Raw genomic sequence first — 26,003 nt, 5'->3', positions numbered from 1 at the left:
CGGGGCCCCGGCCGCACCGAACCGGCCGGGGCCCCGGTGCACAGGGATCAATCGGCCGAGGCCCCGGTCAGCTTTCTGACCACCCTCGCGCCCGCCCGGTCCGCCGCGGCCTTCACCGCGGCGAAGAGGACGGCCTGGAGCGCCGCCGCGATGAGCACTTCCTTCCAGCGCCGCTGCCGGCCCGGGGCGTCCGGGGCGTCCCCGTGCCTCCCGACACGTTTCCAGACGGCTCTGAAGAGCCCGCCCGCCACCACACCGCTCAACGATCCGAGCAGCAGCCCGACAGGTTTGTAAGCCAGTTTCGCCACGTTCATCGTTCGCTCCTCGTCGCGGGCCGGCGGAAGGGGCGGGCCGTTGCCGCCGCCTCATGGCTTGAGCAGCGTCTTCACCATGCCGTCCGCCTTCTTCTGGAACGTCTCGTACGCCTTCGGCCCGTCGTCCAGCGGAAGGTGATGGGTGGCGAAACCGTCCACGCCGAGCGGGTCGTCGTCATCGAGCAGCGGCAGGATGGCGGGAACCCAGCGTTTGACGTTGGCCTGGCCCATGCGCAGCTGGATCTGCTTGTCGAACATGGTGAGCAGCGGCAGCGGGTCCATGGCGCCGCCGTACACGCCGGAGATGGAGATGGTGCCGCCCCTGCGCACCACGTCGATCGCGGTCAGGAGCGCCGTGAGGCGGTCGACGCCCGCACGTTCCATCAGCGTGCGCGCGGCGGCGTCGGGCAGCAGACCGGTGGCCCATTGAGCCGCCTTTCCGATCTGTGCGCCATGGGCCTCCATGCCTACGGCGTCGATGACCGCGTCGGTGCCACGCCCGCCGGTGAGGTCCCGGATCGTCTGGGCGAGATCCTTTCCGCTCTTCGCCAGATCCACTGTCCGGACCCCGCGCGCGGCCGCCCGTTCCAGCCGTTCGGGCACCAGGTCCACGCCGATGACCAGGCCCGCACCGCGGTGCAGGGCGATGCGTGCGGCCATGTCGCCGATCGGGCCCAGTCCCAGTACGGTGACGCTCCCGCCCGGGGGGACGGCGGCGTACTCCACGGCCTGCCAGGCGGTCGGCAGGACATCCGAGAGGTACACGAAGCGGTCGTCCTCCGGGCCGTGCGGGACCTTGACGGGCAGGGTGTTGCCGAACGGCACCCTCAGGTACTCGGCCTGCCCGCCCGGCACCTGCCCGTAGAGCTTGGTGTACCCGAACAGGGCGGCTCCGCTGCCGTACTCCGTGACCTGTGTGGTCTCGCACTGCGAGTGAAGCCCCTGGTCACACATGAAGCAGGCCCCGCAGGAGACGTTGAACGGCACCACCACCCGGTCCCCGCGCGCCAGCGCGGTCACCTCGGCACCCGTTTCCTCGACCACTCCCATCGGCTCATGGCCGAGGATGTCCCCGGGATCGAGGAAGGGGCCGAGCACTTCGTACAGGTGCAGATCGGACCCGCAGATGCCGGTCGAGGTGACCCGAATGATCACGTCCGTCGGGTCCTTGATGATCGGGTCGGGCACGGACGTCACCCGGACGTCCCGCCGTCCCTGCCAGGTCAATGCACGCATGCGCCCTCTCCTCACTTCGATTGCGGTCCCGGGTGCGTCGTCCGCCGCCCGCGTCAGCGACCGCTCCTGCGCTCCGCCGTCCCTCCCGGCATGTGCCGTGTCATGGTTGGTCCGCATCGCCCCGTTCGCACCACGGGTTCCCACGAGAGCCGCCTTCAATCAGGACCCGCGCAATCACGTCCGTGTTTCACTCAGGCCCGGTGGGTACCCGTCCGTCACGCTCCCCGCGTACGCGGCAGCACAGGCACTGACGGTTGGGAAGACAGCCCCGGTGCCGCCCGGACCTCCCCGCACGGCCGGCCGGAGGGTCATCGCGTTGCGCCCAGGAAGGCCTGAACGGGTACGATTAGTACGTGTTTCGGACAGGAGGCACACCCGTGGAGCTGAGCTCCGGGTGCGCCCTGCCCAACTTCCCCGGGTGAGAGCGGCACCCAGCATCGCCGAGGGAGTGACGCGTATGGCTGACGCCCACGAACGAGCACCGGGACCGGTCGACTGTCCCGACGCCGCCTTTCGCCGGCTCCAGGTCCTGCCCGACGGGGCCGAGAAGGACGAGCTGCGTCAGGCGACCGTCTGCACCTGGCTGCCGATGGCACACCGGCTGGCCGCCAAGTACCGCAACCGCGGGGAGTCGCTGGAGGATCTGCGTCAGGTGGCGGCGATGGGTCTGGTGAAGGCGGTGGACCGCTACGACCCGTCGCGCGGCAAAGCGTTCGAGACGTACGCCGTCCCCACGGTGACGGGGGAGCTGAAACGGCACTTCAGGGACCATACGTGGGGGATCCACGTCCCCCGGCGCGTGCAGGACCTGCGCAACCGGGTGCGTGTCGCCCGGCGCGACCTCGCGCAGCGGTCGGAAGGGCGCGTCCCGACCGACGGGGAGATAGCGGCCGACACCGGCCTGAGCCTGGAAGAGGTCCGCACGGGGCTGGAGGCGCTGGACAGTTACCGCACGTTCTCGCTGGACGCGGAGGCCCCGGGAGGCGACCGCGGCTACTCCCTCGCCGACACCCTGGGGTGCTGTGACGCCGCGCTGGACGTGGCGGTCGACCGCGAGGCGGTGAAGCCGGCGCTGCGGCGTCTGCCGGAGCGGGAGCGCACCATCCTGTACCTGCGGTTCTTCCGCGACATGACGCAGGAGAGCATCGCCGAGGCGCTCGGAATCTCTCAGATGCACGTGTCGCGACTGATCAGCCGGTGCTGCGCGGACATCCGGCGTCAGGCCATGCAGGGCGTGGCCTGACGGAGCGTCCGCGGGTTCCGTACCGTTCCGGTCCTGGGCCCGGAACGGTGCGGAGCCATGAGCTGCGCTCACCGTGAGAACCGGTACGGAGCCATGAGCTGCGCTCGCCGTGAGACGGAGGAGACCATGAGTTCCCCGGACGGTGCCGAGTGACCGAGGGCGGAGGTCACACGGCCTGTGCCCTCGCCGGGAACGACGGGCCGTTCCGGGCCAGGACCGGCGCCTATCCCCGTGTCCTCGCCACGCACTCGGCGACCATGGCCCGCAGGCTGCCCGTCTCCTCCAGCAGCCGGCGCTGGACCCGGGCTCCCGGCCCGCGCGACGCCACGGCCTTCATCGCCCTCTCCACCGACGCGAGATCCCCGCTGTCCTCCAATGCCTCCCGGACGTGCGCGAGCAGGGCGTCCAGCACGTCCTGTGCCGGTTCGGGCCGCATGGTCAGGGGATGCAGCAGACGGCTCTCCAGTCCTGAGCGGCCCGCCTGCCAGGCCGCCATCCGGAGAAGACTCACGGGCAGCGCGTCCGGAGGCTCACCGGCTCGCCAGGCGCGGGCCGCCGTCTCGACCAGCCCGCGTACGAGAGTGGCGAGCAGCGCGGCGTCCGCCGGGTCCAGACACACGTCCGCCACCCTGATCTCCACGGTGGGGTAGCGGTGCGAGAGCCGCGCGTCGAAATAGACCATGCCCTTGTCGCGCAGGACGCCCGTCTCGACGAGCGCCTCCACCTGGCGGTGGTACCTCTCGGCGGAGCCGAAGACCTCCACGGGGCCCGCCGAGGGCCAACGGTTCCATACCCTGCTGCGGTAACTGCTGTAGGAGGTGTCCCTTCCTTGCCAGAAGGGCGAATTCGAGGTCAGCGCCAGCAGGACCGGGAGCCAGGGCCGCAGGCGGTCCAGCACGGCCACCCCCTCCTCGTCGGAGGAGACCGAGACGTGGACGTGGCAGCCGCATGTCAGTTGTTCGCGTGCGGTGAGTCCGAACCGCTGGGCCAGCCAGCGATAGCGTTCGCCGTCGCCGATCGAAGGGTTCACGGGCAGGGGTGACGTCGCCAGCGCCACCACGGCGGCCCCTAAGCCGGCTGCGCTCGCGGCCGCCTCGGCGCGCCAGCGCAGGATCTCGTCCGCCAGTTCGGACATGACCGCGCGGGGTTCGGTGCCGAACTCCAGCTGCTGGTCGTGGAGTTCGGACTCGAATACGGATTCTCCCTCGGCTCGGCGCTCCGCCAGGGCCAGCACCGCTGTGGAAAGCGCCTGTGGTTCGCCGCTCTGCGCATCGACGAGCAAAAGTTCTTCTTCGACACCGACGGTCCTCGCCATCGCTCCCTCTGCCTCCTCGGTGGGTTCAGTGTCTTACGCGGGCTCGCTCGGCGAAGGCGCGGTCCGGCCCCGGCTGTGACGCCGGTGGCTGGTGTCGCACCAGGGTGGTGTCCGGGTTCTCCGGCAGACGCAGACCGCCACCAGGAAGCGGTCGGAGAGCGCGGTGCTTCCGTCGGGCATCGTCACCTCGACCGGCCCTTCCACGAGCAGAGGCCCGTTCTCGTCGAGCAGGACACGGACGGGTTCGCGGGGTTCACGCTCGTTGGGCACGGATGACCACCAGTTCCTCGGAGGCGTCGTACGGATGCATGAGGGCGCTCTCGCTCAGCCAGGCGCGGCGCGACAGGAGGACGGGGCCGAGCGGCACCCGCGTCCTCGTGGCGACCGCGGCGTCGAGCCCCGCCCGTGCCAGACGGGAGACGGTGAGGTCCGGATCGCAGAGACCGGAGTGCACCATCAGCAGCACTCCCCCCGGCTTGAGCGCGTTCGGCGCGTGGTCGCAGACCCGGTCCAGGACCGCGCGGCCGTCAAGGCCCGCGTCCCAGGCCCGGCGGGCTCCCCGGTCCGGCACACCGGCCTGCGGCGCGGGCACGTAGGGCGGGTTGCACAGCACCAGGTCGTACGCGCGCTCCGCCATCGCGGCCGCCAGGTCCCGGCGGCGCACCCTGACACGGCGACGGTTCAGCAGGGCGTTGAGGCGGGCCGTGGCCACAGCCCGGGCCGAGACGTCCACGGCTGTCACTCTCGCCCCTCTTCGCGCGGCCGTCACCGCCAGCACCCCACTGCCGGTGCAGACGTCAAGGACGTCGGTACCGGGCCCGACGGCCTCACGGTCAAGTGCCCGCAACAAGAGGCGGGTGTCGGACTGAGGTGCGTACACACCGGGAGGAATCACCAGTACGGCACCGTCCGCGTCCACAGTCTCCGTCGTCATACCGGCCCCTTTCGCGTCCTGCATCCGAGGCCGTGCCAGTCAGGTCATTCGCAACGGCCCTTCGCGGCTCGACGGTCCGCGAGCCGGTTGGCGGACGTCTCAAGAGTCCCGTATCCCGGAGCACGCCGCATCACGACCTGTGACCGGCACTCACACCGGCTCGGCACACCGTTCAGCCACGATGGCCATGTGCCCCGCGATCCTCTCCACACACCCGGCCTCGGCCAGGGAGAACGACGGCCGCGTTCCCGTGCGCAGAAGTGTGAGCGCGCCGCGTACGGGCAGGTCGCCCGCCGCGGGGGTGAGCGCCACGGTCAGCAGGGAGCCGGCATCGGCGCGTCCCAGCATCGGCGCTCCCCCGCCGTCGAGCCCGAAGCGCCGCCGGTCGTGCGCCGAGCCGTCCAGGACGGCCGACGCGGCGGCCACGGCCTCGGCGACCACGGGGCAGCCCTCCGGGTCCTGTTGCGCGATCTCCTTCTCCAGCCCGGGGTCGTCGGTCTGCTCGGGGCCGCTGACGACGAGGCGGGTGAGCACGCCGTCCCGCAGAAGATCCAGGACCGCCCAGTCCGCCAGTTCTTCGCGGACCGCGTCCGTCGCGGCGCGGAGCGCGGCCGCCGGCCCCCGTGTTCCCGCCCTGAGCAGTGCGCCGCTCGTCCGGTCCATCAGATCCGTGAGCGCGGCGTCACGCGCGGCGACGGACACGCTTTCCGTCGGTGCCGCCGGGTCGGGCCGGCCGGGCGGGGACCACAACCGGTCGGACGCCGGCCAGAGGACCACCAGGACGGCCGGCTCACTCTCGCCGGGCAGACGCGCCTCACTGAGAGTGACGCGCACGAGGCTGCCGGTGCGTTGCACGAGCCGCACCGCGAGGCTGCGGCTTCCCTCGCCTCTGGCCACCGCCGCACTCTGGCTGCGCAGGACGGGCCTGTCGCCGGGGCGAAGGAACGCACTCAGCGGCCGGCCCGCCGCGTACCCCGCTGTCAGACCGGTCAGATCGGCAGCGGCCGTGTTGACCCGGCGGACCACCGTCTCACCGTCCACGAGCGCCACGGGCACCGGAAGGTTTTCGAAGATAGCCTTGAAGAGACGCTGCTCGGCCCGGGCACCGGAAGGAACGTCGTCCCCCGGCGCGTGGGCCGCTCCGTATGCGGGGCGCATGAACTCCACCGCACGCTCCAGTTCGACCAGAGCGGCATCCAGCAGGAGGGCGGGATCGGACCCCCGGTCCGCGTGAGCCGCTCTCAGCTCCTCCACCCGGAGGGCGAAGTCCTCGAATCCACGGCCGGAGACCTGCGACTGGCTCATGAGGCGAACGTATCGGATCCGACGGGTTCGGCTCCTGATGCCCGCCCCAGGGAAGGCGTGCCGCGTGAAGCAGGGCTCGGAAGTGTCTCGTGCGGCCGGCCTGAGCGCCGAATCCGCGTCCACGGCGCGGCGGATCACCCAGCTGGGTGTGCGGGCGAGGGACTGCGCACCGGCGTGCTGCGCGACCACCGTGTCCCTGCGCCTCACCGACGGCCGGTCCAGGACCGCCGGAACCCACCCTGACATCGACGCGCTGGCGAGCTTCGAGCAGGACACCGGCGAGGGCCCCGGTATCGACGCGCTGACCTCTCCCACCGCTGTCTCGTCCGGCGACCTGGTATCCGAAACCCGGTGGCCGCGCTTCCGGTACCACGCGCTGGGAATGGGCTTGCGTACCTTTCGCGCTCTTCCCGTCCGCGGGGACGGCATGGTGGTGGTGGTCGGCCTGGGCGGCTACCGGGCGGGTTCGCTGCCTCCCTCGGCCGAACCACCCGTACGGGCGCTCGCCGAGGAGTTTCTGGACGGACTCGTACGTGATCATGACCTCGCGACCCTGACGGTCGAGGTCGGCCAACTGCGGGGGGCCCTCGCGACGAGGGCCCTGGTGGACCGGGCCACCGGCATGGTGATGCGTGCCCTGGACTGCGACGCGGACCAGGCTTTCGAGGTACTGCGCGGCATCTCCCAGGGGACGAACCGGAAGCTGCGCCGGATCGCCCAGGAGATCGTGGAGACCGACAGCCGGCTCCTGGCGCGCCGCCTGCGCGGCCACCGGCCCACGTCCCGTTGAACCCAGGGCGGCGACCCGCCTTGCCCATGGGGTCCCGGAGTCTCCGGCACCGGCCTTTCCCTGAGGGGGCGCGCCCCTTCAGGGGATAACCGCCGGGGCGTGTACCGCCGAGGCCACCACGCCCGCGGAACGTTTGGCTTCCGCTCCGGGGGAACCCTCCAAACCGTCGCCCGGCCGCTGATCCGGCCGCCCCCTGAACCCTCAGCCGGCCATCCAAGGAAGAAGTCGGACCATGACCGAGAGCGAGCGTTCCCAGGACCCCACCGAGCGTTACCCTCAGCCGGATCTTCCGCAGCAGGAGCAGGAGCACCCGGGCCGGACCGGTTCCATGGACCCCCCGCCCGACCACGGCGAGGACTCCTACCGCGGCCACGGGCTCCTCACGGACCGCAAGGCGGTCGTCACCGGGGGCGACTCCGGCATCGGACGGGCGGTCGCCCTCGCCTTCGCCCGCGAGGGAGCCGACGTCATGGTCACCCATCTCGACGCGGAGGAGGGCGAGGCGCGGACGACCTCGGAGCTGATCGAGAAGGCAGGCCGTCGGGCCGTGGCCGTGCCGTGCGACATCCGGGACGAGAAGCAGTGCCGCACGCTGATCGAAGGCGCGGTGAGGCAGTTCGGGCGGATCGACGTCCTCGTCAACAACGCCGGTTACCAGATGGCGCAGCCGGACGGCATCGCGGCCATCTCGACCGAGCAGTTCGACCGGGTGGTGCGCACCAACCTGTACGGGATGTTCTGGCTCTGCAAGATGGCCCTCCCCCATATCCCGGCCGGAGGTTCCATCATCAACACCACGTCCGTACAGGCCTACCGACCGAGTCCGCCGCTGCTCGACTACGCCATGACGAAGGGCGCCATCGTCACGTTCACGCAGGGCCTGGCGCAGATGCTGGCAGCCGGTGGAATCCGGGTGAACGCCGTGGCGCCCGGTCCCGTGTGGACCCCCCTGATCCCCGCCACCCTGCCGGACACCAAGGAATTCGGGAAGCAGAGCCCCCTGGGGCGTCCGGCGCAGCCTGCGGAAATGGCGCCGGCCTACGTCTTCCTGGCATCCGAGAACGCCGGCTACATCACCGGCGAAATCCTCAACGCGACCGGCGGAACGCCCCTCCCGTGACAGGCCGGAAGGCCTGTGCACGCCGGCGAGGCCCGGCTGATTGCCCGGTGCCGGTCCCGGGAAGGCGTCACGCATGCAGATGAACCATGAGGAAGCACCCGTTCTCGATGCCCTGGCCGCCTACCGGAAGGGGGACTCGCTCGGCTTCTCGCCTCCGGGACACAAGCAGGCACGGGGTGCGGCGCCGGAAGTCAGGGCCGTGCTCGGGGACGCCGTGTTCCTCGGAGACCTGCTGGCCAGCGGCGGCCTCGACGACCGGAGGATGAAGTCGCGTGTGCTGCAGCGCGCGGAGAACCTGATGGCAGACGCCGTGCACGCCGACTTCACCTTCTTCTCCACCTGCGGCAGTTCCCTCTCCGTCAAGGCCGCCATGCTGAGCGTCGCCGCACACGGGGAGAAGATCCTGGTGGGACGGGACGCGCACAAGTCCGTGATCTCGGGCCTCATCCTGTCCGGTGTCAGGCCGGTGTGGATCGAACCGCAGTGGGACAGGGAGCGCCATCTCGCCCACCCGCCGTCGGCTCACGACTACGAGAAGGCCTTCGCGGAGCACCCGGATGCCAAGGGTGCGCTCGTGACCAGCCCCACGCCGTACGGCACGTCCGCCGACCTGCGGGCCATCGCCGACGTGTGCCACGAACGCTCCCGTCCCCTGGTGGTCGACGAGGCCTGGGGGGCGCACCTCCCCTTCCACCCCGACCTCCCGACGTGGGCCATGGACGCCGGCGCCGACGTCTGCGTCACCAGCATCCACAAGATGGGCAGCGGGCTGGAACAGGGCTCCGTCTTCCACCTGCGGGGAGACCTGATCGACCACGACACCCTGGCGTCCCGCGCCGATCTGCTGGGCACGACGAGCCCCTCCGTCCTGCTGTACGCGGGCATCGACGGCTGGCGGCGGCAGATGATGCTGGACGGCCACGCACTGATGTCCCATGCGCTCAGCCTGGCGGCCACGGTGCGCCAGGAGATCGAGGACATCGACGGCATGCACGTCAACGACCACGCCGACTTCTGCGGGACGGGGGCCGGGTCCGAGTTCGATCCCCTGCCCGTCATCATCGACATCCGCGAACTCGGTGTCTCCGGATACCGCGCGGCCGACTGGCTGCGCGAACACCATCATGTCGACACCCACCTGATGGACCACCGCCGCATCAGCGCCCAGATCACTCACGCCGACGATGTCGAGACGACGGAGCGGCTGCTGACGGCCCTGCGCGATCTCGCCCGCCGGGCCCCCTCGCTCCCCCGGGGCCCCGAGGTCGCGATCCCCGAGCCGTCGGAACTGCGCATGGCGCAGGTACGTCTGCCGCGCGACGCGTACTTCGCGGCCACGGAGGACATTCCCGTCGAGGAGGCGGTCGGGCGCATCTCCGCGGAGATGATGACCCCCTATCCCCCGGGCATCCCGGCGGTGCTGCCCGGTGAGCGGTTGACGGAGCCCGTGCTGCGCTACCTCACGTCGGGCCTCGCCGCGGGAATGAATCTGCCCGATCCGGCGGACCCCGAGCTGAAGACCGTCCGGGTCTGCGTGGAGGACGGGGAGGGCTGAAGGGGTGCCGGGCGCCTGCCCGCCTGCGTGGGCATCACGCGGACGCCCGCACGGCGGCCGGCCGCCTGGCCCGGGCAGGGGGCGCCCCGCCTGCCCGGGCCGGGCCGCCGGGTCAGCTCCGCCAGTCCGCCATCATCCGTTCCCCGAGGCGGTCCTCCAGGAACCCGGTCGTGTTGATGCCGAACACCACGTCCGCCTCCAGGTCCGGCTCGTCGTCCAGCAGGCCCCGGATGACGTCGTGGCGCACCACCTGCTCGTGCACGGCGTCGGCCTCCACGTGTTCGGTGTAGAAGTACTCGGCCGCGGGCCCCGCCCCGGCGCGCTTCATCGCCTCGGCCAGACGCCGTGAGGCCGGCGACGAGGTGATCTCCACGGCGGCGAAGTGCCCGACCAGAGCGCCGCGCAGGCGGCGGTGCAGACCGAAGAGCGACATCAGGTTGACCAGCGCCAGCATCTCGGCGTGCCCGTCGTCCAGGTAGTGGCCGTACGCCGTCTCCAGCCCCAGGTCGGTCATGAGATCGGCGAACAGCTGGGCATGCACCTGATCGTGCCGTCCGGCACCGAACTCGTCGTACTCGACCGCCGCCATGCCGGCCTTGGCGCGGCCGCTGAGACGGGGCAGCACCCAGGCGTGCGGATCTGCTTCCTTGAGGTGGTACAGCGATCGCTGCACCCCGTAGGACCGGAGCGCGCTCAGATCGCCCCGCTCCTGGAGGAAGTACGACACTCCCGTCCCCTGGACCGGTTCCACCAGGAGGCCGTCCAGCACGTCGTCCAGGCCCGCCGTGTGCGCTACGTCGTCCCTCAGCGCCGACTCGAAGCGCCGCTCCAGAGCCGCACGGACCTCCAGCAGCGCCGGGTCCCACTCGCTCGCCGGATCCACACCCGCGAAACCGCGGTAGTGCAGCTCGTAGCAGGTGTACAACGCCAGGTGGAGGTCATCTCCGTAAGGATCGGCGGCGGCCGCCGCCCGCACGGGAGGCAGAGGCCCGTCTCCGCGCAGATGGGCGAGGACACCCGCGGAGAGCTCGCCCCGGCTCCGCGGAAGCCTGGGGCCGTCCTTCGCACCGCTCATGAGTTCCCTCCTCGGTAGTCCGTGAGGAGCGCCGCCCTGCCCGTTCCGCAGGGCCCTGTTCCTTCACGGCTGTCCCGTACCCGGGAGTGATCGCGCCACGCCCCCGCCGGCCTGTGCGCAGGACCGTGAGTCCGCGATCACAGGTCTGCCAGGCCCACCGCTCGGCCGCCCCGGCCCGCTCCACGCTACCGAGCAGGCGGGCCCCCCGCCCGGCGGAGGGCGGCCCCGCCCGCCGCGCGTCAGGCGGGCGCCGGGGCGAGACTGCTCACTGGGACAGGCGGACGAGGAGACGAGAGGGCGGCGGGATGACGGCGTGGACGACCGGCGACGGCCTGTTGGGTGACTTCCTCGCCGACCCCGACAACGCGACCCTCGACATGACCACGGCGGTGGAGCGCTGCTCCAAGGCCCTCGGACTGAAACAGTCGGTGGTCTACCTGGCCGACATCCAGCAACGCCTGCTGCTGCCCCTGACCGGGCACGGCCAGCCCCTCGACATCGACGCCTCGCTCGCCGGCTGGGCCTATCGCACCCAGTCGCTGCGGGTGGAGGAAGAGGACGTGAGCTGCCTGACGGCGTGGCTGCCTCTGCTGGACGGGGCGGAACGCCTGGGTGTGGTCGCTGTGCTGGCCCCGACCCTGGACGCCGTGCTGCTGCGCCGCGCCCGGGCCCTCGCCTCCCTGCTGGCGATGATGATCACCTCGAAGCGGGCCTACAAGGAATCCTTCGTACGCCGGACCCGCACGGACACGATGCAGTTGCCCGCCGAGCTGCTCCGGGCCTTCCTGCCTCCCCGCACGATCGGTACGGCGCACGTCGTGTCGACGGCTGTTCTCGAACCGGCCTACGAGATCGCCGGAGACGGATTCGACCACGCCCTGACCCCTACGACTCTGCACGCGTCGATCCTCGACTCCATGGGGCACGACCTGGCGTCCGGCCTCGCCACCTCGGTCACCCTGGCCGCCTGCCGCAACGCGCGCCGCACGGGGGCGGATCTCCCCCATCTCGCCGAGAGCGTCGACGCGGCCCTGACCCGGTGGCTGCCCGAGCAGTTCTGCACCGGCGTCCTGGCGCAACTGGACCTGGCTTCCGGCGTCCTGCGCTGGATCAACTGCGGCCATCCGGCCCCCCTGCTCATCCGGGCACAGGCCTTGGTACCCCGGGCGCTGGAGAAGGAGGCGGACCCGCCCCTCGGCTTCCCGTCCGCCTTCACTTCCGACCCCCGCGAGGTGCACCAGATCGCCCTGGAGCCGGGGGACCGTGTGCTGATGTACACGGACGGCACCACGGAATCCCGCATGCGCAACGGGACCGAATTCGGTCTCGAGCGTTTCGTCGATTACGTCGTGCGCGCCGCCGCCAGCGGAGAACTGGCACCGGAGACACTGCGCCGGCTCATCCATTCCCTCCTGGAATCGGAAAGCACAGGGCTCCGCGACGACGCGACCATTCTGCTGTTCGAATGGAAACGCCCGCAGCCGTGAAGGGGGTGTCTCGTATTTCTTCGCGGGTTTCTCGTACCTCTCCTCCTCCCGGGTGGGGGCTGCGTCCTCGCGCTGCGACTACCAGTAGTGCCGACGGCCGCCAACGGCGTGACCTGCGGCTCCGAGAATCCAGAGAATGGCCCCGATGACGAGCAGGACGATCCCGATGGTCCACAGGATCGAAATGCTCGTGACGAATCCGATGACGAGCAAAATGACGCCTATAACGATCATGACGCCCTCCGTTCGGCTCTGCCGCACACATTCATGCTAGTTGCCATCCGAGCCGGAGGCGTGGCGGAGACGTCATCATTTTCCCGCCCTGCCCCGCGCGCACGCCCCTCCCCCGGACCGGGCGCGGCCGCGACACGGGGCCGTCACAGTTCGCGCAGCGCCGGCAGGAGCTCCCGCTGCGCCCACTCCAGATACGGCTCCTGGTGGTCGCCGCCGATCTGGACGAGGGCGACCTCGGTGAATCCGGCCTCCGTGTAGGCCCGTACGGCCTCGACGACGGCCCCCACGTCGTCCCCGCAAGGAATGGAGTCGGCGACGTCCTGCGGCCGGACGAACTGCGTGGCGGAGGCGAAGCCCGCCGGTCCCGGCAGCTCCGCATTGACCTTCCAGCCTCCCGCGAACCACCGGAACTGGTCGTGGGCCCGCGTGATCGCCGCCTTGCGGTCGGTGTCGTAGCAGATGGGCAGCTGGCCGACCTTCGGTTTCCCGCCGCCGCCGTGACGGTCGAAGGCGGTGATCAGGCCGGCTTCTGGTTCCGTGGCGATCAGCAGGTCGGCGAGCTGTCCGGCGAGCTTGCAGGAGACGTCGCCGGACGCGGCCAGGCCGATCGGGACGGGCACCTCGGGCAGGTCCCACAACCGCGCGTTCTCGACGTCGAAATGAGCGCCGTGGTGATTGACGCTCTCGCCGGAGAACAGCGCCCGGATGATCTCGACGGCCTCCTCCAGCATCTCCAGCCGGACATGCGCCGCGGGCCAGCCGCCGCCCACCACGTGCTCGTTGAGGTTCTCGCCGGATCCGAGCCCGAGACGGAAGCGCCCCCGCGACAGCAGTTGCATCGTGGCGGCCTTCTGGGCCACGACGACCGGGTGGTAGCGGGTGGTCGGGCACGTCACGTACGTCATCAGCGGGATGCGGTCCGTCGCCTGGGCCGCGGCGCCCAGGACACTCCAGGCGTACGGCGCGTGTCCCTGCGACTCCAGCCAGGGGAAGTAGTGGTCGGAGGTGACGGAGAAGTCGAATCCCGCACGCTCCGCGCCCACCACCTGGTCGACGAGAGCGGTCGGGCCGGCCTGCTCGGTCATCATGGTGAAACCGATCTGAACCATGTCGCTCACTTCCTCGTTCCGGTCGCGCCCGCGATCCGCCGCACCGTGGCAGCCCGGGCGATACCTCGTCCGCATCGGGGACGTTCTCCCCGATGGCCTCCCCCTGTCATGGGGCCGTGGGCGCGCCCCTTCGCTCCTCGGCGGCGGCAGCGACGTCCGGTCTCGAAGACACCGGAGGAGGCGCGGCCCCGCCGGTGTGCCCAGGGTCTTCGTGGCGATGGTCGGTCACAGGGCTCTCGCCTCCTCGGTGGTGTGGCGCGCGGACACCGGGTACCCGGTGGGCGGACGGTGATGCCGTCTTCTCCGTGGCCTGCTTCGCCGCTCACGGACAGGCCCCCGTCCTCGGTCGACACCGTGGCGCCGGGCCCCCCGCCGCGGTCCCTCCGAGCCGGCTTCTCCCTCGTTTCCACTATGCACGGGGATGGCCCGGCCCCCCACCGGGGCATCCGACGGGGGCCCCTGGACGGTCCGGCGTTTCGACGGACGTATATGTGGAACCCGGGGCATGAACGGCGGATACGAATCGAGGAGAACATGGCTGTCGCTACCTACTGCCTCGTCGCCCTGGACTGCCCCGACCCCGAGGCGCTCGCCCGCTTCTACCAGGGGGTCCTGGGTGGCGAGGTCAAGCGCTATGCGGACAACTGGTACGACCTGTACGCGCCCGGGGGAGCTCGGATCGCCTTCCAGCGGGCTCCGGACCACCAGCCGCCGGAGTGGCCCCGCGGAGACCGGAACTCCCAGCAGGAGCACCTCGATTTCGAGGTGACGGACATGGAGCAGGCACACCGGGAGGTCCTGGCGCTCGGTGCGACGCCGCTGGACGTGGACGACCGGGACGGGGAGCGCGGCTTCCGCGTCTTCGCGGATCCGGCCGGACACCCGTTCTGCCTGTGCCGTCAGTGAGGACGGCTTCGGCCCCACCCCGGGTGTGGGGCCCCGCAAGGGCTGCTGCCGTGGAGAAGACCCGGACGCGGCAAGAACAGGGAAGGGCGGAAGCTCATGACTGACAACGACGTGAGCAGGCGCAAGGTACTGGCCATCGTCACCAACTACGGCGTCGAACAGGACGAACTCATCGTTCCCGTCGATCATCTGCACGGTTGGGGGGCGCAGGTCGATGTCGCCGCGGTGTCGACGGACGAGATCCAGACGCTCGTCGGGGACAAGGACCCCGGCAAGTCACTGCGTCCCGACCTCACGCTGAGCGACGTCGATCCGACGGGATACGACCTGCTTCTCGTACCGGGCGGCACGTTGAACGCCGACACGCTCCGCCAGCAGGAGCCGGCCACCCGCATCGTGCGTGCCTTCACGGATTCCGGCCGCCCGGTCGCGGCGATCTGCCACGGCCCCTGGGCCCTGGTGGAGGCGGGAGTGGTCGCCGGCAAGCGGCTCACGTCGTACGCCTCGTTGCGGACCGACATCCGCAACGCGGGCGGCGACTGGACCGACGAGCCCGTCGTCACCGACGACGCGGGCGGCTGGAGGCTCATCACCTCGCGCAACCCCGGTGACCTGGACGCCTTCGTCCGCGAGATCGACGAGGCGATCGCCGCCTGAAGCAGCTGCGGGAGGTCCGGTCGGGGTGCCGGGCGATCCGGGGGGCGGGCGCGGGCCTGTCCCCCCGGATCGTCACGTGGACGCGCGCCCCGGGTGGTTCACACCGGCTCGGGCGCGAAGGGGAGGAAGTCGTAGTGGCCGGGCTGGACGACGGCGTAACTGCTCTCCGGTACCTCGTTCCACACACCGGGCAGGTCCCCCAGGGGCTCCGACACCACCAGGCGGGTCTCGTCGGAGACTCCCCTCATGAAATCCAGATCGGGGTGCAGCGCCCGTATCGTGTCGACACGGTTGCTGCAGAACAGCGATCTCGACGCGTGTCCGCTGGAGTAGCGGAAAGTCCACATCCGTTCGCCGTCGGCCACCGCTATGGTCATCTGCAGCGGCAGCTCCACGCCCTCCTCGCGGCCCAGCCGCTCCACCAGTCCGGCCATCTTCGCCACGGCCCCCGGAACGTCCTGGTCGAGGCCGAAGGTGATGGCCAGGTAGAACATCACCTCGGAGTCCGTCGACCCCTCCAGGGACGCGTACAGGGCCGGGTCGACGGCCAGGGAGAGATCCCGCCGCAGACGCTGGAACTCCGCCACTGCCCCGTTGTGCATCCACATCCACCGGCCGTGCCGGAACGGGTGGCAGTTGGTCTGCTGCACTGCCGTCCCGGTGGAGGCCCGGACGTGCGCGAAGAACAGGGGGGAGCGTACGTGGGCCGCGATCTCCCGCAGATTCCGGTTGTTCCAGGCGGGACCGGTGTCGCGGATGATCGCGGGCGTATCCCCGTCGGAGCCGTACCAGCCGACGCCGAAGCCGTCGCCGTTGGTCGTCTCGACGCCCATGTGCGAGTGCAGGCTCTGGTCGATGATCGAGTGCTTCGGCTTGTAGAGGAGCTCGCTGAGTACGACGCTCGTGCCCGCGTAGGCGAGCCATCGGCACATGAGACTCCACCCCTCTGGGAGGAGGCAGCCGCGAAGCAGGTGCCTCGGTCCCCGACCGTCCGGGTTCTTCGCCCCTTCCACGCTACCGAGTCCGCAGGCCGGCCGCCCGGTCGCCGGCAGTGAGCCGATATCCCTTCCGTGGCGCCGCCCGCGCTCCGCGCCCTGGCCCGCGTGCCACGGAATCGTCCAGGGGCGGAGCGCGTCGGCGTCAGCGCGTCCCGGCCCGGTGGCGGCGGATGATCTCCGCGTATCGGTAGCCGCTCGTCTTGACCGTGCGCGTCTGCGTCGCGTAGTCGACGTGGACGAGGCCGAACCGCTTGTCGTAGCCGTACGCCCACTCGAAGTTGTCGAGGAGGGACCAGGCGTAGTACCCGGCGAGCGGAACCCCCTTGCGGACGGCACGGGCGCAGGCCGCGAGGTGTTGTTCCAGGTAGCGGGTGCGGTCCGGGTCGTCGATCCCCCCGTCGGGGCCGGCGGTGTCGGGGAACGCCGAGCCGTTCTCGGTGACGTACAGCTTTTGCGCGCCGTAGTCCTCGGTCAGGCGCAGCAGCAGGGCCTCCAGACCGCCCGCGTCGATCTGCCAGTCCATGCCGGTGCGGGGCACGTCGGGGAGGCGGACCTCGGTGGCGTGCGGGACGGGGCCGGCCGGGTCGTCGGTGACGGTGACCGGGAAGTAGTAGTTGAGTCCGTGCCAGTCGAGGGGGGCCGCGATCGTCTCCAGGTCGCCGGGGCGTTCGGGCAGTTCCACGCCGTAGAGCTCGCGCATGTCGGCGGGGAAGCCGCGGCCGTAGACCGGGTCGAGCCACCAGCAATTGGTGTGGCCGTCCATGCGGGCAGCCGCCGCGACGTCCTCGGGGCGGGTGGTCGCGGCCTCGACGGTGGAGTGGTTGGTGACCAGGCCGATCTCCGCGCCGGGGGCCGCCGCGCGCAGCGCCTGCGTGGCCAGTCCATGGCCGAGCAGGAGGTGGTAGGAGGCGCGGACCGCGGCGGTCAGGTCGGTGAGACCCGGGGCCATGCGGCCCTCCAGGTGACCGATCCACCCGGAGCAGAGCGGCTCGTTCAGGGTGGCCCACCGGGTGACGCGGTCGCCGAGCCGTCCGGCGACGACGGAGGCGTAGGCGGCCAGGCGCTCGGCGGTGTCGCGCTCGGTCCAGCCGCCGGTGTCCTGCAGGGCCTGGGGAAGGTCCCAGTGGTAGAGGGTGACGGAGGGCGTGATGCCCGCGTCGAGGAGGGCGTCGACGAGGCGGTCGTAGAAGTCCAGGCCCGCGGCGTTCACCTCCCCGTCCCCCCGCGGCGTGATCCTGGGCCAGGCAAGGGACATGCGGTAGCCGTCGGTGCCGAGGGTGCGCATGAGGGCGATGTCCTCGGGCCAGCGGTTGTAGTGGTCGCAGGCTTCGTCGCCGTGGTCGTCGTTGTCGATTTTGCCGGGGGTGTGGGAGAAGGTGTCCCAGATGCTCGGGCCTCGGCCGTCCTGGGCGACGGCGCCCTCGATCTGGTAGGCGGACGTGGCGGTCCCCCAGGTGAAGTCAGGGGGAAAGGCGGCGAGGTCTAGCGGTTCGGACATGGAAACCTCTCGGAGAATCGATGAGACGCGGGGAGGGCGGCTGCTACTTGACCGCGCCCGCGGTCAGCCCGGTGACCAGGTAGCGCTGGAGGAGCAGGAAGCCCGCGACGACGGGCACGCTCACCACGAGTGAGGCGGCCATGACCTGGTTCCAGTACACGTCGTTCTGGGTGGCGTAGCCCTGGAGGCCGACGGCGAGGGTGCGGGTGGTGTCGTTGGTCATCACGGAGGCGAAGAGGACCTCGCCCCACGCGGTCATGAACGCGTAGACCCCGACGGCGACGATGCCGGGGATGGCGGCCGGCACGATGACCCGGAAGAGCGCTCCGAGCGGCCCGCAGCCGTCCACCTTGGCCGCCTCGTCCAGATCGCGCGGCACCGAGTCGAAGTAGCCGATCAGCATCCAGATCGAGAACGGCAGGGAGAACGTCATGTAGGTGAGGATCAGGCCCGCCCGTGAGCCGAAGAGGGCGATCCCCGTGGCGTTGCCGATGTTGACGTAGATCAGGAACAACGGCAGCAGGAAGAGGATGCCGGGGAACATCTGCGTCGACAGGACCGTCACGGTGAAGACCCGTTTGCCGCGGAAGGAGTAGCGGCTGACGGCATAGGCGGCGAACACGGCGACGACGACGGAGCACACGGTCGCCGCGCCCGCCACGACCAGCGAGTTCACGAAGTAGTCGGCGAGCGGGACCGTACGCCAGATGTCCGCGTACGGCGTGAGGGTCAGGGACGACGGGAGCCAGCGGAACTTCCCCGACACGTCCTCCAGCGGTTTGAGCGAGCTGGAGACCATCACGTACACGGGCAGGAGCACGAACGTGGTCAGGAGCGTGAGGAAGACCGCCCGGCTCCACAGGAAGGACCGGGGCGCGGCCATGGGCGAGCGGGGTGCCGGCTGAACGTGTCTAGGCATCTGTGGCCTTCTTTCCCCGGGACGTCATCAGCAGGTAGCCGCCCGTGACGACGAGCAGGAACAGGAGCAGCAGGACCGACATCGCCGAACCCGTGCCGAAGTTCCAGGTCTGGAACGAGGACTGGTAGATGTGCAGGGAGATGAGGTCGGCCGACTGCGGCGCCGCCTTCCCGAACAGGACGAACGGCGTGTTGAAGTCGTTGAAGGTCCACAGGAACAGCACCAGGACCAGGACCTGGTTGACCGGGCGCAGGGACGGCAGGGTGATGCGGCGGATCTGCTGCCACACGCCGGCGCCGTCGAGGGCGGCGGCTTCGTAGATCTCCCGTGGGATGTTCTGCAGTCCGGCCATCATGATGAGGAAGGCGAAGGGCCACCCCTTCCAGACGGAGACGACGAGCAGCGTCACGAAGGCGTTGTCGCCGATCAGCCAGAAGGCGGGGCTGTCACCGATGCCGAGCTGGTCGTGCAGGACGTGGTTGACGAGCCCGTTGTCCCGCTGGAACATGAACGCCCAGGTGATGACGGCGGCGTAGACCGGCAGTGCGTACGGGATGAGGAAGACGGTGCGCAGGAAGCCGCGGCCGCGGAACGTCTCCTGCATGAAGATCGCAGCCGCGGTGCCGATCAGCCAGCACAGCCCGACGGACAGCAGGGTGAACGCACACGTCGTGACGAAGGACTTCAGCAACGCCTCGCCCGCGGGGGCGTCGAAGTCCACGGAGAGCGTGTAGTTGTCCAGCCCCGCCCAGGGGGCGGTGCTCCAGTCGCGGATGTAGAACTGGGTGAGCTCCTTGAAGCTGATGGTGATCCCGATGATCATCGGGATCAGGTGGACGAGGAGCTCCAGGACCAGGGCGGGAAGCAGCAGCAGGTACGGCAGGCCGACGGCTCGCAGCCGCCCGGGGCGGCGCGGACCGCGCGCCGCCCCGGGGTCGTGGCGCTGTGTGGTCCGCCCGCCGGGCTTGTCGATGGCGGTGGTGGTCATGAGGGTGTCCGCACTCACTTCTTGGGCATCTGCTGCTGGGCCTTCTCGAGCTTGCTCTTGACCAGGCCGGTGGTCACCGGCCGGCCGGCGGCCGCTTCGGCGAACAGCTCCTTCACGGCGGTGCCGACGACGGTCTCGAACTGCGACTCCTCGGGGACCTGCGGCAGCGCCGAGGCGCTGGTGGCGAGCGTGTCGCGCAGGACGGCCAGCGCGGGGGCGCTGAACGCGGGGTCCTGCTGCGCGGACTTGACCGGCGGAATGGATCCGTAAGCCGTGTTGAGGGTCTTCTGCTCCTCGTCACCGGTCATGAACTTCACGAACTTCATGGCCCCGTCGATGTTCTTCGTGTTCCTGAAGACGGCCATGTTGATGCCGGCCACCATGGAGTTCGTGGCCTTGCCGGCACCGGGGGCGCCGGACTGGACCGGCGCCGGAGCGACGCCCCACTCGTCCTCGCTCATGCCCTGCGCCTTGAACGTGGCCGCAGCGGTCTGCCACAGGACCATCGCGGTCTTGTCCTTGGCGAAGTCGCTCAGGGACTGGTTCTGCGCGTACTCGGCGTTGCCCGGGGCGACGATCTTCTGGGTGGCCATCAGGTCGACGTACTGCTTGACGGCGGCGACGGCGCCGTCGGAGGTGAAGTCGGCCTTGCCGTCGGGGGTGAAGAAGTCCGCGCCGTGCTGCTTGCCGAGGACGAAGACCTGGTGGATGTTGTTGGAGAGGTTGGAGCCCTCGACGCCGATGGCGGACTTGCCGCCCTTCGTGAGCTTCTTGCCGGTGGCGACCAGCTCGTCCCAGGTGGCCGGGGGCTTCGCTATGCCCGCTTCGGCGAACAGCTTCTTGTTGTAGTAGAGCGCGTAGGCCATGGAGTACAGGGGGACGGCGGCCGGGTCCTGTGACGGGACGCCGGTGGAGCCGAGCGCCGATTCCACGAAGCGGTCCTTGCCGCCGATCTTCTCGAAGTTCTTCGCGTCCCACGGGAGCAGGGCCCCGCCGGCCTGCAGTGAGGCGCTCCAGGTGTTGCCGATGTTGAGGACGTCGGGGCCCTGGCCGGACGTCGTCGCGGTCAGGATGCGGTTCAGGAGGTCCGCCCACGGCACGACCTCCAGCTTCACCTTGATGCCGGTCCGCTTCTCGAACTTGTCGAGCTCGGGCTGGAGGACCTTCTTGTCCACCTCGATGTTGGCGCCCTGGTTGGAGGCCCAGTAAGTGAGCGTCTTGGGCTGCTCGTTCGAGCCGGAGCCACTGGCGCCGCCTCCACCGCAGGCGGTCGCCGCGAGAACGAGGGAGAGGGTGACGGCGCCGACGGCCGCGGCTCTGGTTTTACGCATGGCTCCTGGAGGCCCTTTCCGGGGGTGTCGGGGGCGAGAGGGGGCGAAGACACTTCAGCCGCTAGATGCCTCTCGACTTAATTTATGGTGTGATTTAAACCCTGGGAGAAGTTCGCGTCAAGGGGATCGCCCCGGTATGTTGCGGGGAGGACCAAAGGGAAGAGGTGCACGGTGAAGGTGCGCGGCGGCCGTACAGTGCGTGACCTGCGGCGGGAGAACCGCACCGCGGTGTTGCAACGGTTGTATTTCGACGGGCCCCTGAGCCGCTTCTCGCTCGGCCCTGCCATCGGCCTGAGTTCGGGATCGGTCAGCAACGTGGTGGCGGAACTCGTCGCCGAGGGACTGGTGGAGGAGGCCGGCAGCGTCGACTCCGCGGGCGGCCGCCCCCGCACGCTCCTGCGCATCAGCCCGGACAGCGCCTACATGATCGGTGTCGACGTGGGGGAGACGCGCGTGCGGGTCGAACTCTTCGACCTGGCCCTCACCGAACTGGCCCGCGTGGAGAAACCGCTCAGCACCGCCGGCCCGCGCAGGGTGGACCGCTACGACGTCGCCGTCGTCGTCGCCCACATACGCGACGGCATCGAGCAGGTCGTCCGCGAGGCCCGCGTCGACACGCAGCGGTTGCTCGGCGTGGGCGTGGGCGTGCCCGGCATCGTGGAACGGACACCAGAAGGCGGCGCGGTGGTCCACGGGCAGACGATCGGCTGGGACGCGGTGCCGCTGGAGCGGCTGCTGCGTGACTCCGTGCCGCTGCCCCGGACCGTGCCGTACTACATCGACAACGGGGCCAAGACCCTCGGTCAGGCCGAGATGTGGTTCGGTGCCGGCCGGGGGGCGAGCAACGCGGTCGTGGTGCTCTTCGGCTCCGGCGTCGGCGCGTGCGTCGTCGATGACGACCTGCGTCCCGGGCGGGCCGTCGAGTGGGGTCACCTGACGGTACGGGTCCGGGGGCGTCGCTGCCGCTGTGGTTCCCAGGGCTGCCTGGAGGCGTACGCGGGAGCCGAGGCGCTCCTGCAGCGCTGGGCGGAGGCGGGTGGCCGGCCACCCCTCGAAGCCGGCGAGGAGACGGCTCTCACCGCGATGCTCGCGGCCGCCTATCCCGTCGCGGGCCTGGACGGCGGCGCGGGCCCGGAGCCGGACGCCACCGCCCTGGCCGTACTGGAGGAAACCGCCGAGTACCTGGGCGCGGGCTTCGCCGACCTGATCAATCTCTTCCAGCCCGAGCGGATCCTCGTCGGAGGATGGGCCGGCCTCCAGCTCGGCGACCGGTTCCTCAGCACCGTGCGGACGCACGCCGCCGCGTACGCCCTCACCTACCCGGCCTCGCGTGTGCACATCGAACTCGGCACCCTCGGACCGGACGCCGTCACGGTCGGCGCGGCGATCCTGCCCCTCGCCGAGTTCTTCGCCCACGGCGGACGCCGGGAGCCGGTGGAGGCCGAAGAGCCCGCGCCCGCCTGGGCGACGGCACTGCGGGAACGGGCCGCGCACTAGTGCCGGCTCGCGGCCGTTCCTCGGCGCGCCCGCCGGTGGTGAGGAACGCGAGGCGGAGCTCCGCGGCTCGCGCCACCGGCGCCGGTCCGGCCACTCCCCCGCCCGCGGGCGCGGCGCGGGGTAGGCCGGACACACGGCGCCCGGCCACCCCCGCGTACGGGAGCCGGCCGGGCGCCGCCTCGAGGGCGGGGCGGGTCAGGGCAGTCGGTACTCCGCGTTCAGGACCGCGCCGCGGTCCGGGTTGTTCTGGTCGTAACCGCGCGGGTCGCACTGAAGGCCACCCACGATGCAGTGGTCGACCATCGCCTTCAGCGTGCGCTCCTCCCACGCGTTGAAGAAGTCGTAGTGGAAGGAGTAGCCGCGCCCGCTGGCCAGGCGGACCTGGCTCATGTCGCCGTTGACCGGCCACGCCATCTTGAACTCGATCATGGGCAGGGCGACCGGGTGGGAAGCCGGGCACATGTTGTCGTTGGTGCCGGGCTTGACGACCGGGTACGCCATGTGACTCTTGTGGTCGGGCGTGTCCAGGTGCAGGCCGTCCCAGCAACTGGGCGCCTGCATGCGCAGGTTGAGCTGTACGTCGGGCCGGCTCGGACAGCTTGCCGGAATGTCGGTGTTGAAGAAGCTGTCACCGCATTCCCAGCCCTCGACGAAGCCCTTGTGCGCGCGGAACTCCTGGGCGGTCTGCATGGGGTCGCCGACGACGAACCGCAGCCCCTTGGGGAAGGGGCGCACGCTGGTGTAGTCGGTCACGCCGGCCTTGTAGTAGATGACCTGCGGGCCCACCGGCAGGATCTTCTGTTCCCCCTTGTACAGGGAGGGCATCCAGTACGCGGAGGCGTCCGCCGGCGCCTTGCAGGTGGTGGCGCCCCCGTAGAGGGAGCCGGTGGTGCTGGCCGCGTTCGTGGACGTGTTGCCCATGAAGGTGTGGTCGTGGGAGCGGCCCGGCTGCCCGGGGAAGACGATCGGGTCGTCCGGGGCCGTGTGCGTGACGGAGCAGTTGGCCTGGAACTCGTGGAAGTAGCGCGCGGGCGGTGTGGCGCTGGAGGGCGTCACGCCGGTCACCTGGGGAACGGCGGGGATGTAGCCGTCGCCGTCGGCGTCGTCCCCGGACGCCTGGGTGGACACGGCCATGGTGTGGCCGGTGTGTTCCGCGGCCTCGGCGGACGGAGCGGCGCTGTTGGCGATGGTGCCGAAGCCCAGGACGCCGGCGATGAGGGCGGTGCCGAGGAGAAGTGCGGGGAGGCGTTTCGGACTCGGTCTCATGGTGATCTCCTGCCCGTGGGGGTGAGGGGGGTTCGGGATGTTCGTCCTGCCGGGGTGGCGGGGCCGGCAGCGGCCCCGCCACCGTCATGGGGTGGTGCGAGTCAGCTGTAGACGCCGAACTCGTGGAGGGAGTAGCCCCATCCGGTCCCGCGGGCGGTCAGCTTCAGGCGGACGTGGCGGGCGGTGGCGGAGACGTCGACGGTGTCGATGTCCCCGTTGCCCGTGGTGGTGGAGTAGACCGGGCGCCAGGTGGTGCCGTCGTCGGAGACCTGTACCTCGTACGACTTGGCGTAGGCCGGGTCCCAGACGAGCTGCAGTGTGCGGATGGCCTTGGCCGCGCCGAGGTCCACCTGGATCCACTGGGGGTCGCTCCAGTCGCTGGCCCAGCGGGTGCTCGCGTCGCCGTCCGTGGCCAGCGCGGGCGAGCACGGGCAGTCGCCGTACTGGGCTTGGAAGGAGGAGGCGGTGGTGGGCCTGTTGAGGGCGACGTTGGTGCCGGAGACGGGCGGGGCGACGACCTTGACCGACTTGGTCTCGATCCCGGCGTTGCCGTGCCCGTCCTCGGCCTGGACGTAGACCTTCCAGACGCCGAGCTTCTCGGGGGCGGTGACGGCGAACGTGTCGGCGCCGGTGGAGCGCCACTGAGCCTCGACGAGGCGCTTGTCGCCGTTGGCGTAGTTCCCGCTCAGGAAGATCCTGGGTGTGATCCGGTCTCCGTCGGGGTCCCGGATGTCGGCGCGGACCGTGAACTCCCGGCCGGCCGGGGCCGCGGAGGCCGGGGTGACGGCCATGCCGCTGATGACGGGCGGGGTGTTGTCGCCGGCCGTGGAACCCGTGTAGGCCTTCTTGACCGCGTAGTACGACAGCCGCTTCAGGCCGTCGGGCACGAGGTTGAACCAGACGCCCCCGAAGTCGTGCTCGACGCCGTAGTGGAACATGGTCGCGCCCAGCGCGACGCCCTGGTGGCCGGTGACGCAGTTCCAGGCCTTGGTGTACCCATCGGCCTTCTGTACGTCGGTGGGCTCGTCCGGGACGCCGTTGGCGTCGTCGGGGACCTCCCACTCACCGGCCGGTCCCGTCTCGGTGATGATGTAGGGCTTGGTGTAACCGCCGTCGACCCAGTCCTGGCGCACCTTGCAGAGGTTGCCGTAGGAGTTCATCGAGTACAGGTCGAGGTCGGGGGCGTTGCGCTTGTAGTAGGGCCAGGCGCCCGTCCACGCGTCGGTCGAGGTGACGGGGTGGTCCGGGTCGATGGTGTGGATCTTCTTGGCGACGTCGTTCACGAAGGAGGTGTAGGCATTGCGCTGCGCCTCCAGTTCGGTCCCGCTGTAGCAGTTCTGCAGGCCGAGAACGGACTCGTTGCCGACGTTCCACATGAGGGTCGCCGGGTGGCTCTTGTAGGTGTCCACCCACTTGGCGAACTCGGTGAGCGAGTTGTTCTTGTAGGCCGTGTCCGTGACGTAGTCGACACATCCGCCGGCGCCCGGGCCGCCGCCGGGCTGGAGCCAGAAGCCGTTGATCACCCGTATGCCCTGGGCGGCCGCCGCGTCCAGGAGCGGTTTGCTCGAGCCGTCGGTGCCCCAGGTGCGGATGGTGTTGACGCCCATGGACTTCACGTCGGGCAGGTACGTGGGCGCGTCGGCGACGGACGGTCCCCAGGTGAGGCCCTTGACCGTGTACGGCTGTCCGCCGACGGTCAGCTGCCAGGCACCCTGGGAACCGGTCACCTTCACCGCGCCGCCGGTGGGCTGGGTGGTACCGCCGTCGCTGCCGTAGACCTGGAATTCCCAGAGGGAATAGCCGTAACCGCCGGCGCGGGCGACGCCCTGCATCCTGACGTAGCGGCCCGACCCGGAGAGTGCCAGGTCGTCCGTGCCGCCGTCGCTGCCGGTGACGGTCTTCAAGGTGCGCCAGTCGGTGCCGTTGTCGGAAGCCTGGATCTCGTAGTTCTTGCCGTAGGCGGCCTCCCAGGTCAGCACGGCCCGGCTCAGGTTCTTCACGGCGCCGAGGTCGACCTGGAACCATTCGCCGTCCCGCCGCTCGCTCGACCAGCGGGTGCCGGTCAGATCGCCGTCGACGGCGGCCCGTGCGGCGTACGCCTCGCCTTCCTGCGAGGAGGCCGTGGCCGGCTTGCCCTGGGAGAGGAGCGTCTCCGCCGCCTGCGCCTGTGGGGACAGGCTCAGGGTCAGCGAGGACGCCAGGAGGGCGCCGAGCACAGCGAGGGAT

24 protein-coding genes are annotated in these 26,003 nt (G+C 70.4%); 8 read left to right on the top strand and 16 right to left on the bottom strand.

What is annotated here, in order from left to right; all coding sequences use genetic code 11:
- Positions 1-47 precede the first annotated feature (47 nt).
- Positions 48-314 carry a DUF4235 domain-containing protein gene (locus tag ABZ454_RS16700; RefSeq protein ID WP_359538606.1) on the bottom strand — a complete coding sequence of 89 codons (267 nt, stop codon included), beginning with the start codon at positions 312-314 and terminating at the stop codon, positions 48-50.
- 51 nt (positions 315-365) lie between these two features.
- On the bottom strand, positions 366-1,550 hold the full coding sequence (locus tag ABZ454_RS16695) for an alcohol dehydrogenase catalytic domain-containing protein (RefSeq protein WP_359538605.1): 1,185 nt from the start codon (positions 1,548-1,550) through the stop codon (positions 366-368).
- Positions 1,551-2,007: 457 nt separating this feature from the next.
- Here ABZ454_RS16695 and ABZ454_RS16690 point away from each other — a divergent pair, with 457 nt between their 5' ends.
- Positions 2,008-2,793: a SigB/SigF/SigG family RNA polymerase sigma factor gene (locus tag ABZ454_RS16690; RefSeq protein ID WP_356320417.1), complete on the top strand. Its 786-nt coding sequence runs from the start codon at positions 2,008-2,010 to the stop codon at positions 2,791-2,793.
- A 223-nt stretch (positions 2,794-3,016) separates the two neighbouring features.
- Here ABZ454_RS16690 and ABZ454_RS16685 read toward each other — a convergent pair whose 3' ends face one another.
- The 4 genes from ABZ454_RS16685 to ABZ454_RS16670 all read right to left on the bottom strand — a co-directional run bounded on the left by ABZ454_RS16685 (position 3,017) and on the right by ABZ454_RS16670 (position 6,347).
- On the bottom strand, positions 3,017-4,108 hold the full coding sequence (locus tag ABZ454_RS16685) for a glutamate--cysteine ligase (protein WP_356320415.1): 1,092 nt from the start codon (positions 4,106-4,108) through the stop codon (positions 3,017-3,019).
- Between the two features lie 33 nt (positions 4,109-4,141).
- Positions 4,142-4,378: a CDGSH iron-sulfur domain-containing protein gene (locus ABZ454_RS16680; RefSeq protein WP_359538603.1), complete on the bottom strand. Its 237-nt coding sequence runs from the start codon at positions 4,376-4,378 to the stop codon at positions 4,142-4,144.
- Complete coding sequence (locus tag ABZ454_RS16675; RefSeq protein ID WP_356320410.1) at positions 4,362-5,042, bottom strand: HemK2/MTQ2 family protein methyltransferase; 681 nt, start codon at positions 5,040-5,042, stop codon at positions 4,362-4,364. Before ABZ454_RS16675 ends, ABZ454_RS16680 begins: the two co-directional genes overlap by 17 nt.
- Before the next feature lie 150 nt (positions 5,043-5,192).
- Entirely contained in the window at positions 5,193-6,347 is a 1,155-nt protein-coding gene (locus ABZ454_RS16670) for a PAS domain-containing protein (protein WP_359538601.1), read from the bottom strand.
- Between the two features lie 82 nt (positions 6,348-6,429).
- On the opposite strand from ABZ454_RS16670, the gene ABZ454_RS16665 reads away from it, so the two are divergent.
- The 3 genes from ABZ454_RS16665 to ABZ454_RS16655 all read left to right on the top strand — a co-directional run bounded on the left by ABZ454_RS16665 (position 6,430) and on the right by ABZ454_RS16655 (position 9,812).
- Positions 6,430-7,137, top strand: coding sequence for an ANTAR domain-containing protein (locus tag ABZ454_RS16665; protein ID WP_359538598.1), 708 nt, complete (start codon positions 6,430-6,432; stop codon positions 7,135-7,137).
- Between the two features lie 232 nt (positions 7,138-7,369).
- Positions 7,370-8,257, top strand: a complete 888-nt coding sequence (locus ABZ454_RS16660; RefSeq protein WP_359538597.1) for a glucose 1-dehydrogenase — start codon at positions 7,370-7,372, stop codon at positions 8,255-8,257.
- 73 nt (positions 8,258-8,330) lie between these two features.
- Positions 8,331-9,812, top strand: coding sequence for an aminotransferase class I/II-fold pyridoxal phosphate-dependent enzyme (locus tag ABZ454_RS16655; RefSeq protein ID WP_359538596.1), 1,482 nt, complete (start codon positions 8,331-8,333; stop codon positions 9,810-9,812).
- A gap of 112 nt (positions 9,813-9,924) precedes the next feature.
- Here the strand turns inward: ABZ454_RS16655 and ABZ454_RS16650 are convergent, their stop codons facing one another.
- Positions 9,925-10,887, bottom strand: coding sequence for an iron-containing redox enzyme family protein (locus tag ABZ454_RS16650; RefSeq protein ID WP_359538595.1), 963 nt, complete (start codon positions 10,885-10,887; stop codon positions 9,925-9,927).
- A gap of 305 nt (positions 10,888-11,192) precedes the next feature.
- On the opposite strand from ABZ454_RS16650, the gene ABZ454_RS16645 reads away from it, so the two are divergent.
- Positions 11,193-12,374, top strand: a complete 1,182-nt coding sequence (locus ABZ454_RS16645) for a PP2C family protein-serine/threonine phosphatase (RefSeq protein ID WP_359538591.1) — start codon at positions 11,193-11,195, stop codon at positions 12,372-12,374.
- Between the two features lie 78 nt (positions 12,375-12,452).
- Here ABZ454_RS16645 and ABZ454_RS16640 read toward each other — a convergent pair whose 3' ends face one another.
- Together ABZ454_RS16640 and ABZ454_RS16635 are read right to left on the bottom strand one after the other, a co-directional pair.
- A complete protein-coding gene (locus ABZ454_RS16640; protein WP_356320398.1) occupies positions 12,453-12,608 on the bottom strand; it encodes a DUF6131 family protein in 156 nt (51 codons plus the stop codon).
- Between the two features lie 143 nt (positions 12,609-12,751).
- The gene (locus ABZ454_RS16635) at positions 12,752-13,717 is read right to left on the bottom strand and encodes an LLM class F420-dependent oxidoreductase (protein ID WP_359538589.1); all 966 of its coding nucleotides are present in this window, start codon (positions 13,715-13,717) and stop codon (positions 12,752-12,754) included.
- Positions 13,718-14,251: 534 nt separating this feature from the next.
- On the opposite strand from ABZ454_RS16635, the gene ABZ454_RS16630 reads away from it, so the two are divergent.
- A complete protein-coding gene (locus ABZ454_RS16630; RefSeq protein ID WP_356320394.1) occupies positions 14,252-14,623 on the top strand; it encodes a VOC family protein in 372 nt (123 codons plus the stop codon).
- Between the two features lie 96 nt (positions 14,624-14,719).
- Positions 14,720-15,280 carry a type 1 glutamine amidotransferase domain-containing protein gene (locus ABZ454_RS16625; protein WP_359538587.1) on the top strand — a complete coding sequence of 187 codons (561 nt, stop codon included), beginning with the start codon at positions 14,720-14,722 and terminating at the stop codon, positions 15,278-15,280.
- A 98-nt stretch (positions 15,281-15,378) separates the two neighbouring features.
- Here the strand turns inward: ABZ454_RS16625 and ABZ454_RS16620 are convergent, their stop codons facing one another.
- The 5 genes from ABZ454_RS16620 to ABZ454_RS16600 form a co-directional block, all read right to left on the bottom strand.
- Positions 15,379-16,212, bottom strand: coding sequence for a class II glutamine amidotransferase (locus ABZ454_RS16620; protein ID WP_359538584.1), 834 nt, complete (start codon positions 16,210-16,212; stop codon positions 15,379-15,381).
- Positions 16,213-16,420: 208 nt separating this feature from the next.
- On the bottom strand, positions 16,421-17,776 hold the full coding sequence (locus ABZ454_RS16615; protein WP_359538582.1) for a GH1 family beta-glucosidase: 1,356 nt from the start codon (positions 17,774-17,776) through the stop codon (positions 16,421-16,423).
- 43 nt (positions 17,777-17,819) lie between these two features.
- The gene (locus ABZ454_RS16610; RefSeq protein ID WP_359538745.1) at positions 17,820-18,659 is read right to left on the bottom strand and encodes a carbohydrate ABC transporter permease; all 840 of its coding nucleotides are present in this window, start codon (positions 18,657-18,659) and stop codon (positions 17,820-17,822) included.
- Between the two features lie 28 nt (positions 18,660-18,687).
- Positions 18,688-19,683, bottom strand: coding sequence for a sugar ABC transporter permease (locus ABZ454_RS16605; RefSeq protein ID WP_359538579.1), 996 nt, complete (start codon positions 19,681-19,683; stop codon positions 18,688-18,690).
- Positions 19,684-19,697: 14 nt separating this feature from the next.
- Positions 19,698-21,014, bottom strand: a complete 1,317-nt coding sequence (locus ABZ454_RS16600) for a sugar ABC transporter substrate-binding protein (protein ID WP_356320384.1) — start codon at positions 21,012-21,014, stop codon at positions 19,698-19,700.
- Positions 21,015-21,185: 171 nt separating this feature from the next.
- Here ABZ454_RS16600 and ABZ454_RS16595 point away from each other — a divergent pair, with 171 nt between their 5' ends.
- Entirely contained in the window at positions 21,186-22,511 is a 1,326-nt protein-coding gene (locus tag ABZ454_RS16595) for an ROK family transcriptional regulator (protein ID WP_359538576.1), read from the top strand.
- 195 nt (positions 22,512-22,706) lie between these two features.
- Here the strand turns inward: ABZ454_RS16595 and ABZ454_RS16590 are convergent, their stop codons facing one another.
- Positions 22,707-23,777, bottom strand: coding sequence for a DUF1996 domain-containing protein (locus ABZ454_RS16590; protein ID WP_356320380.1), 1,071 nt, complete (start codon positions 23,775-23,777; stop codon positions 22,707-22,709).
- A 101-nt stretch (positions 23,778-23,878) separates the two neighbouring features.
- Complete coding sequence (locus ABZ454_RS16585) at positions 23,879-25,993, bottom strand: discoidin domain-containing protein (protein ID WP_359538742.1); 2,115 nt, start codon at positions 25,991-25,993, stop codon at positions 23,879-23,881.
- Between the last annotated feature and the right edge of the window lie 10 nt (positions 25,994-26,003).

The sequence above is a fragment of the Streptomyces sp. NPDC005803 genome (assembly GCF_040630435.1).
GTDB lineage: Bacteria > Actinomycetota > Actinomycetes > Streptomycetales > Streptomycetaceae > Streptomyces.
This window is presented reverse-complemented; position numbering and strand designations above follow the sequence as displayed.